This window comes from Pseudomonas sp. NFACC32-1 (genome assembly GCF_900101215.1).
Taxonomy (GTDB): Bacteria; Pseudomonadota; Gammaproteobacteria; order Pseudomonadales; family Pseudomonadaceae; genus Aquipseudomonas.
Genome location: NZ_FMUL01000013.1, coordinates 186,233 through 195,241, shown reverse-complemented (window position 1 = coordinate 195,241; position 9,009 = coordinate 186,233). Strand labels below are relative to the sequence as shown.

The 9,009-nt window shown below is 60.1% G+C and carries 6 protein-coding genes and 1 rRNA gene; 4 read left to right on the top strand and 3 right to left on the bottom strand.

The window, feature by feature from the left end; genetic code table 11:
- Window positions 1–139 precede the first annotated feature (139 nt).
- The 4 genes from rrf to BLP99_RS19905 all read left to right on the top strand — a co-directional run bounded on the left by rrf (window position 140) and on the right by BLP99_RS19905 (window position 3,970).
- Window positions 140–255, top strand: a 5S ribosomal RNA gene (gene rrf / locus BLP99_RS19920).
- Between the two features lie 149 nt (window positions 256–404).
- Window positions 405–1,064, top strand: a complete 660-nt coding sequence (locus BLP99_RS19915) for a paraquat-inducible protein A (protein WP_072459398.1) — start codon at window positions 405–407, stop codon at window positions 1,062–1,064.
- Window positions 1,051–1,674: a paraquat-inducible protein A gene (locus BLP99_RS19910; protein WP_072396721.1), complete on the top strand. Its 624-nt coding sequence runs from the start codon at window positions 1,051–1,053 to the stop codon at window positions 1,672–1,674. The genes BLP99_RS19915 and BLP99_RS19910 overlap by 14 nt, the downstream gene beginning before the upstream one ends.
- A complete protein-coding gene (locus BLP99_RS19905; protein WP_072397205.1) occupies window positions 1,667–3,970 on the top strand; it encodes a PqiB family protein in 2,304 nt (767 codons plus the stop codon). The genes BLP99_RS19910 and BLP99_RS19905 overlap by 8 nt, the downstream gene beginning before the upstream one ends.
- A gap of 206 nt (window positions 3,971–4,176) precedes the next feature.
- Here BLP99_RS19905 and mksF read toward each other — a convergent pair whose 3' ends face one another.
- Genes mksF through mksB form a run of 3 tightly spaced genes read right to left on the bottom strand, consistent with a single transcriptional unit; the run spans window position 4,177 to window position 8,982 of the window.
- Complete coding sequence (gene mksF / locus BLP99_RS19900; RefSeq protein WP_072396723.1) at window positions 4,177–7,017, bottom strand: Mks condensin complex protein MksF; 2,841 nt, start codon at window positions 7,015–7,017, stop codon at window positions 4,177–4,179.
- Complete coding sequence (gene mksE, locus BLP99_RS19895; protein WP_072396725.1) at window positions 7,014–7,715, bottom strand: Mks condensin complex protein MksE; 702 nt, start codon at window positions 7,713–7,715, stop codon at window positions 7,014–7,016. The genes mksF and mksE overlap by 4 nt, the downstream gene beginning before the upstream one ends.
- Window positions 7,705–8,982: an Mks condensin complex protein MksB gene (gene mksB / locus BLP99_RS19890; protein WP_072396727.1), complete on the bottom strand. Its 1,278-nt coding sequence runs from the start codon at window positions 8,980–8,982 to the stop codon at window positions 7,705–7,707. The genes mksE and mksB overlap by 11 nt, the downstream gene beginning before the upstream one ends.
- Between the last annotated feature and the right edge of the window lie 27 nt (window positions 8,983–9,009).

Genomic DNA, 9,009 nt, shown 5'->3' with positions numbered 1-9,009 from the left:
CGACTCGACAGAGACCAGATTGCGGTGTTGTGAAGACGAAACGAACCGAAAGTTCGAACGTGCTTGCAGGCAACACACAAACTATCGCATACCCATTCGCTGGAACGTGACCGTAAGGCACGCGCTGGCTACCGAATTTCTTGACGACCATAGAGCGTTGGAACCACCTGATCCCATCCCGAACTCAGAAGTGAAACGATGCATCGCCGATGGTAGTGTGGGGTTTCCCCATGTGAGAGTAGGTCATCGTCAAGATTAAATTCCGAAACCCCTATCTGCTGACGCAGGTAGGGGTTTTGTTTTGCCTGAAAGAAAGTATGGGGGGAAGTTCGTAAGGAATTTACTCAGTTATTTTCAAGCCAGAGCACTAGAATAGCTTCACCCTAGCTGAGCCAGACCTCTTTATGTCAGATCCGTTGGACACTCATCGGTTGTCAGATCTACCCCTGAACGATCTGGTGGCTTGCCATGAGTGCGATCTGTTGATGCGCAAGCCTCAACTGGCCCATGGCGAAAAAGCTGAATGCCCCCGTTGTGGCTACGAACTCTACGCCCACCGACACAATGTGGTCGAGCGCAGCCTGGCCTTGGTCATCTCCGCTCTGCTGCTGTATGTGCCAGCGAACTTTCTACCCATCATGCAACTTAGCCTGCTCGGGCAATCCTCCCAGGACACCGTCTGGAGTGGCGTTGTCGCCTTGTTCGATACCGGCATGCAAGGCATATCGGTAGTGGTGTTTCTCTGCAGCATGGGCATACCACTCCTCAAGCTGCTGTGCCAGTTGACGGTACTGCTGACCATTCGCTTGAACATTGGCCGTAGCTACGGTTTGTTGCTCTATCGCATTTATCACCATCTACGAGACTGGGGGATGCTTGAGGTCTACCTGATGGGCGTGTTGGTAGCCATCGTCAAGTTGGCAGACATGGCCGCCATCACCATCGGCCTAGGCTTGGTGTGCTTTATCAGTTTATTGCTTGTTCAGGTGTGGTTGGAGGTGGTGATGTCACCGCATCAGATCTGGCAAGCATTATCAGGAGAAGATGCCCATGCGGGCGATTGATGCCGGCATTCTGATCTGTACCGAATGCCACGAATTGAATCGGTGGGATTGCGATGCACAAGGGCAGACCTGTACCCGTTGCGGTGCACAGGTCCACCCTCGGCGCCCGAACAGTCTGATGCGCACCTGGGCGCTGCTACTCACCGCTGCGATCCTCTATATCCCTGCCAATGTGCTGCCGATCATGACGATCAATTCCTTGGGGCAAGGTGCCCCGAGCACCATCATGGCCGGCGTCATCGAACTGGTGCAGCACGGCATGATTCCCATTGCTGCCGTGGTGTTCGTCGCGAGTATCGTAGTGCCCACCTTCAAGCTGGTAGGCATCGCCCTGTTGCTGTTTTCCGTACAGCGGCACCAGCCCATGTCTGCGCGGCAGCGCATCTTTATGTACCGTTTCATTGAGTTCATCGGTCGCTGGTCGATGCTCGATATTTTTGTAATTGCCATTCTGGTGGCCGTGGTGAATTTCGGACGACTCGCCAGTGTCGAAGCCGGTCTCGGCGCGATTGCCTTTGCCAGCGTAGTGATTTTGACAATGATTGCCGCAGTAACTTTCGATCCCCGGCTGATTTGGGATAACACGGAGTCGGATGACGACCATGACTGATTTGCCTACCGCTAAAACTCGACCGGCCTCGAACTGGTCGGCCATCTGGATCCTGCCACTGATTGCCTTGATCATCGGGGGCTGGCTCGGCTGGAAGGCATATAACGAGACAGGGATCCAGATCAGCGTGCGCTTTGAGAGCGGCGAAGGCATCCAGGTCAACAAGACCGAGGTGGTCTACAAAGGTATGCCGGTCGGCAAGGTCACGGCCCTCACGCTCGACGACGAGGGGAGCTCGAAGGGGGTCGTGGCGACCATCGAAATGAACAAGGACGTGGAACAGTACCTCAAGACCGGAACCCGCTTCTGGCTGGTCAAGCCAAGCGTCAGCCTGGCCGGGATCACAGGGCTGGAAACCCTGGTGTCAGGTAACTATGTGGCTATCAGTCCGGGTGAAGGGGAGTCCAGCCGCAAGTTCAAGGCCCTGGCCCAGGAGCCGCCATTGTCGGACGCCAAGCCGGGGTTGCACCTGACGCTCAAGGCCGACCGCTTGGGTTCGTTGAATCGGGGTAGTCCGGTTTTCTACAAGCAGATCCAGGTCGGACAGGTGAAAAGCTATCAACTGTCCGAGGACCAGAACACCGTCGAGATCAAGGTTTTCATTGAGCCGACGTATGCCAGCCTGGTGCGCAAACACACCCGGTTCTGGAATGCCAGCGGCATCAGCATCGATGCCAACCTCTCGGGTGTCAAGGTGCGCAGCGAATCCCTGGCCAGTATCGTGGCCGGGGGGATTGCGTTCGCCACGCCAGAAAGTCGCAAGGACAGCCCGCCGACGGATCCAAGCCTGCCGTTCCGTCTTTACGAGGATTTCGACGCCGCAGCCGCCGGTATCCGGGTGAAGGTCAAGCTCAGCGATTTCGAAGGCCTGCAATCCGGCCGCACGCCAGTGATGTACAAAGGCATCCAGGTCGGTAGCCTGAAAAACCTCAAGGTCGATCCCGACCTGTCCAGTGCCACCGCTGAATTGACCCTGGACCCCTTGGCCGAAGACTACCTGGTGACGGGAACGCAGTTCTGGGTGGTCAAGCCGTCGATCTCCCTGGCGGGTATCACCGGCTTGGAGGCATTGGTCAAAGGTAACTACATCGCCATACGCCCCGGCGACAAGGGCGGCGCCCCGCAGCGCGAATTCGAGGCCCGGGCAAAAGCGCCGCCACTGGACTTGCGCGCACCCGGCCTGCACCTGGTCCTGTTGACTGAAAACCTCGGATCCCTGGAGGTCGGCAGCCCGATCCTCTACAAGCAGGTCAAGGTCGGGTCGGTGCAGAGCTACCAGTTCTCTCGCAAGAAAAAGCAGTTGATCATCGGGGTACATATCGAGAAGGAATACGAAGGGCTGGTCAATGGTTCGACGCGCTTCTGGAATGCCAGCGGCATCACCCTCACGGGCGGCCTGACGGGAGGAATCCAGGTCAAGAGCGAATCGCTGCAAAGCCTGATGGCCGGCGGCATTGCCTTTGAAACGCCGGAGCCGAATGTGCCGTTGAAAAGGCGGGTCCCGCGCTTCCGGTTGCATGAGAATCGTGAAGCCGCGCAACAAAGTGGGACCGTCGTGACCATCAAGGTCGATCGTGCCGATGGCTTGCGCAGCGGTACGCCGATTCGCTTCAAGGGCTTGGATGTGGGCAAGGTCGAGGATGTGGACCTCAGTGCCGACATGCAGTCGGTATTGCTCACGGCGCGCATCACCGAGGTCCCGGAGCGTATCGCCCGGGTCGGTAGCCAGTTCTGGGTGGTCAAGCCTGAGCTGGGGTTGATCAAGACCTCGAACCTGGAAACGCTGGTGACCGGCCAATACCTCGAGGTGCAGCCGGCGGTGAAGAACCTCGGGCCGCAGAAAAACTTCGTGGCCCTTGCCAATCCACCGGAAAACGCGGTGCCTGAAGCCGGCCTGAGCCTGGTGCTGAGCGCGGCCCGCCGTGGTTCGTTGAAGATCGGCGTGCCGGTGACTTATCGCGAGGTGACGGTGGGCAAGGTCACCGGATATGAATTGGGCCAGACAGCGGATCGGGTGCTGATTCATATCCTGATCGAGCCTAAATATGCACCACTGGTGCGTAGTGGTACGCGCTTCTGGAATACCAGCGGCTTTGGTTTGGATTTCGGTTTGTTCAAAGGGGCGACGGTGCGGACCGAGTCGCTGGAAACGCTGATCCAGGGCGGCATCGCCTTCGCGACGCCAGACGGCGAGAAAATGGGCGGCCCGGCGCGAGCGGAGCAGACTTTCCCGCTGTTCGACAAATTCGAGGACGAGTGGCTGACCTGGGCGCCAAAGATCAAGCTCGGCAAGTAACAACACCGGCGTTGTCCGTGTTGACGCCATCGCGAGCAAGCTCGCTCCCACAGGGATGCAGGATCGTTCATCCAGAATCATTCCAATGTGGGGAGCGAGCTTGCTCGCGATGAGGCCTTCCGTTGCACTGAAGACTCAAAACTGGCGCAATAAAAAAAGGCCGCTATCCATTGGATCGCGGCCTTTTTCATACCCAGGTACTCACATCACACCGGATCGAGCTCCGGCTCATCGGCCTGTACATTCACCGTGGCTTTCACCGCATCACGACGGCGGATGTATTTCCAGTCCGCTTCGTCGATGTAGATGCCGTTCGGGCCGCTACCGCCCTCCAGGTCGATGGCGACACTGGCGCAGACTTGCGGCTTCACGCTGGCGAGAATCGGCACGAAGCCTAATTGCAGACTGGTTTCCAGCAGCGCTGCCTGGTTCTTTTCGTCGATGTCCGCCGCTTCGTCCAGGTAATACGGCAAGCGTACGCGGCCGGCCTGTTCGCGATCCATCAAGTGCAGCAACAAGTACATGTTGGTCAGCGCCTTGATGGTCATGGTGGTGCCGTTGGACGCTGCACCGTCGATGTCGGTATGAATCACCGGCTGGCCATTGACCTTGGTGATTTCAAAGGCCAGTTCGAACAGGTCCTTGAGACCCAACTGGTTGTGGTTCGCCGCCACCAGGCGCGCCAGATACTCCTTGGCTTCTTCGTTCTTGTTGTCCTGCTCGGCGCTCTGGCTGAGATCGAAGACCGACAGGGTTTCGCCTTCCTCGTACTGGCCGGCGCTGTGGATAATCTGGTCGATGTGCTTGAGGGCTTCCTTGTTCGGCGCCAGGACGATCCGGAAGCTCTGCAGGTTGGAAACCTGGCGCTTGTTGATCTCGCGGTTGAACAACGCCAATTGATGTTCGAGGCTGTCGTAGTCGCTGCGGATATTGCGCAGGGTCCGGGCAATGTCGGTCACGGCCGCGCGGCGCGCCTTGCCCAGGGTCAGGGCTTCGTCGGTGCGGTGGGCATAGGCGTTGATCAGCAGTTGCAGACGCCGCTCCATATCGTCTTCGCTGTCGAACTTGGCCACGCCCTTGAGGCGAACCTGGGCGTATAGGGCTTCGATCTGTCCGTCGATCCGCAGCAAGCCCTGCCAGCTGTCCTGATAGTCGTTGAGCAATGGCAACAGGTTGTCCATGGAATCGTCGACCGGGTCCATGAATGGCGTGCCGAACGGCAGGTCCGCCGGCAACAACTGACGGCGGCGCAAGGCATCGTCGAGGGTGCGCTGCTTGGCTTCCATATCGGCGATCTGCCGGCCCACCAGTTGCAACTTGGCGGACAGTTGCTGGACGCGCTCGGTGAAGGCATCGCTGGAGCGCTTGAGCTCGTCCTGGGCGGCCTCCATCTGGGCCAGTTGTTCGAGCTTGTCGCTTTCCTCGGCGCTCAGGGTCTGGGTGCGTCGGAAATCTTCCAAGGCCTTTTGCGCATCCAGGACCTGTTGGTACAGGGCCTCGGTCTGGGTCTTGCTGGCAGCGCGGTCAGCGGCCACGGCCTGCTGGGTCTTGAGCTGCTTGAGCTCTTTTTCCAGGCGTTCCTTCTGGTCGCGCAACGCGGCACGGTCGGCCAGGGCTTGCAGCGCGGGTGGCTCGATATGGGACAGGTCGATGGACAGGCCCGGCACTTCGAAACGCTCGCCTTTGAAGCCGTCCAGGATCAGCTCCACGGACTTGACCCAGTCACCGTTATCGTCCAGCGCAATGCCGTGTTCACCCAATGGCAGGCTGAACAGTGCGCTGTTGAACAGGCGCATGAGGCGTTCGACGTCCTGTTGCGAGAACTCTTCACGCAGACGGGCATAGCTGTTGTTGTCGGCGTGATCAAGCTGTTGCTTGACCGACTTCAGGCGTTTTTCCAGGTCGCGCAGACGTTCTTCCAGGTCTTCGGCGCTGAACTGCCGGGACTGGGCCAGGGCACCGGCCAATTCGTCGTGGGCGTCCTTGGCCGCGAGCAGTTGCTGCTCCAGCACCTTGACGTCGTCCACCAGGGCGAACCGATGCTTGAGCACCGACAATTCGCCCAGCCAGCGCTGGATGCCGGTGATTTCCCGCTCCAGGCGCATCAGTTCCTGGGTACTGCCGCGCTGGTCATTCTGCAGTGAGTCCTGTTCGTTGCGGTAGTGCTCGGCCTGGATGGTCAACTCTTCCTTGCGTGCACTGGCATAGTCCGACCAAGTTCCCAGCAGCGAATCGAGCAGGGGCGACAGACGGTGGAGTTTGCCACGCAGGATGTCGCGTTGTTTCACGCCATTGGCCAGGGCTTCCACCAGCGGGCCGGCCGCTACCAGGGAGTTGTAGTCCTGCTCCATGCGTCGTACGTCGCGGAAGGCTTCTTCGCACGCGGCGATGTAATCCACACTGCCGGAACGCAGGCTGTGCTCGAAGGCGTCGAGGAACAGTTGCTTGAGCTTGGCCGCGGTGATTTCGCGCATGTGCAGCAAGTTGATGAACAGCGCGCGGAAAGTCTTGAGGCTCTGTTCGCTGGTAGAACGCAGCGGGATCAGCGTCAGGTCCAGGGGAATGGAAGTATGCCCCCCCACCAGCAGGCGTCGCAGCTCATCGGGCTTGAGCTCATAGGCCTTCAGGCCCTCGCGTTCCAGGTTAGTGAACAGCTCTTTCTGACGCAGGCACGTGTCGTTTTTCTGGTAATGGGCCAAGTCCAGCTTGCCTGCATAGGCAAAGAACTGGTGGCCAAAACCGCCGCCAGGGCCTCGACCCACCACACCGATCACGTGGGGGCCGTGGGGCAGGGCGACTTCCACCAGGATATAGCTGGTGTCCGAGGCGAAGTAGAAGCGCCGGGATTGTTCCAGACTGTACTTGCCGAAGCTCATGTCCGACATGCGGGCCAGGATCGGGAACTGCAAGGCATTGATCGAGGCGGATTTACCGAGGTTGTTCGCGCCATACACCGACAGCGGTTCTTCCAGCGGGAACAGGCCAAGGCTGTAGCCGGCGGTGTTCAAAAGGGCGAAGCGGCGGATGCCGTAGCGTTCCTTGCTCATGCGTCGGTCTCCTGTTCTTCGGCAATGGCTCGGGCCAGTGCTTCTTCTTCGCTTTCACCTTCGAATTCGCTGAGATCCAGCGGATCGTCGGTCTGCAGCAGTTTTTCGTCGCTGTCCTCGTCGATCAGAACCGGAGCCGGCAACGGCAGCACGCTGTGCAGGCTGGCGGCCAGGTCGCGGTCCTGCTGGACCGACAGGCAGACATCGAGAAACCGGTGCATCGGCGGCAGGAAGCGGTACACGCCGTTCTCTTCGCTGGCGAAGCCCAGCTGGGTCATGCGGCGCATGATCTTTTCTTCGAGTTCTTCCTGGGTCTGTACTTCGGCCTGGATGAACAGGTCACGGTATTTTTCCAGCAGCGATGGCAGCTCATCGCGGCCCAGGCTACCGCCGTCGAGAACGGCGATCGGGTCGCGGCCCTGGTCGGCCAGGTGTTCGACCAGGATGAAGGTGAACAGCGCCAGGCGTTGTGCGGTCTTGTTCACCGCGGCGGCCGCCAGGTCCGGCACGAAATAGTAGAAACCACGGGTATCGCACACCAGTTCGAAACCCAGGGCCTTGAACAGCGTGCGGTACTGGTCCTGGAAGTTCGACAGTTGCGCATACAGCTCCGGGTCGCGGCGGCTGATGTGGTAGCCCTTGAACAGCTCGCGGAAAATCGGCGCCAGCTGGGACAGTTCGGATAGATCAAGATGCATGGGAAGTGCTCGCAGAATCCTCGGCGGTGTCGCCAGCCGAGAGCAGGGCGAAGGAGCGCAGGCTGACCTGATGCTCATGAGTGTGGTATTCGCGGCGTTCCAGACGCTCGCGCTTGAAACGCTTTTCCCGCGACAGGCGCGAGAACCAGTACAGCAATTCGTCGGTGGCGCCGTCCGGCTCCTGTTCCAGCAGCCAGGTCATCAGGTCCGGCATCGGCAGGGCGTCCTCGCAACGCTCGACCATCTCGCGCACCGTACGCGGCGCCCGCGGAGCATCGCCGCCCTTGTGAGTCTTGTGGGACTTGGGGAAGCGCGCCGGTTTCGGCTCGAAACGGGCCAGGGCGTACACATAGGCCTCGACCTGGCTGGCACTGCCGAGGAAGGTACTCTGCGGCCGGGTGAACAGCGGCATGGCGGCCTGCGGCACGGCATCGATGCCTTTGCGGCGGATGGCGGCCAGGGCCAGGGCTGCGCCACGGGTCACGGCGTTATGGCGACGGGCTTCTTCGCGCAGCGGCAGGAGCAGTTCGCGGGCGTGACGCAGGGTCAGTTGGGCGCTGGTCTGCATTTCCAGGATGCGGGCGTGGGTGCGCAACAACATGTCATCGTCCACCAGATGCCCGAGGCGCTGTTGTTCGGTGAGCATGCGCAACAGCACGTTCTCGACCTTGCGCACGCCTTGCTCGAACGCACCGTCGGCGTTCACCAGCTGGATCATCGGCTCGACGTATTCGTCCCAGGTCGCCAGTACTTCGGCGTAGCGCTGGCGCAGCGGGATCTGCCGGTCGCTGGTCTTGGCGCGTTCGGCCACGGCCACCAGGGCCTGTTCGTCGTTGGCGAGTTTCTTGAGCACGTCCCGCACCCGCATGTCCAGCAAACGCAACTGGCGGGCCAGGTCGTTGCCGTCGCGCACTTCGAAGGCATCCTGGATGTAGCCGGCCAGGCGCTCGAGGTGGCGCAGGTAGGCTTCGATCTCCAGGCACAGGCCCAGGCGATGTTCGCGACGCAGGTAGGCGAGAAAGTCGTGGATCTGGGCGTTGAGCTCGAAGCGGTTCGGGCTTTTCGCCACCGGCACGAGGATGTCCAGGCGGATCCACACGTCCAGCAGGTGGGTGATGTCCTGGGGCGTGCTGTCCAATTGCTGGGCGGCCAATTGTGAGCGCAGTTCGTTGAGGCTCAAGGTGCCCTGGTCGAAATGCTCGCACAACGGTTCCAGCAATGCCCAGTGTTCGGCGAGGGCGCGCAAGACGCGCTTGGGTTCGATCATCGCAATGGCCGTCGGGTTGGCAATTAA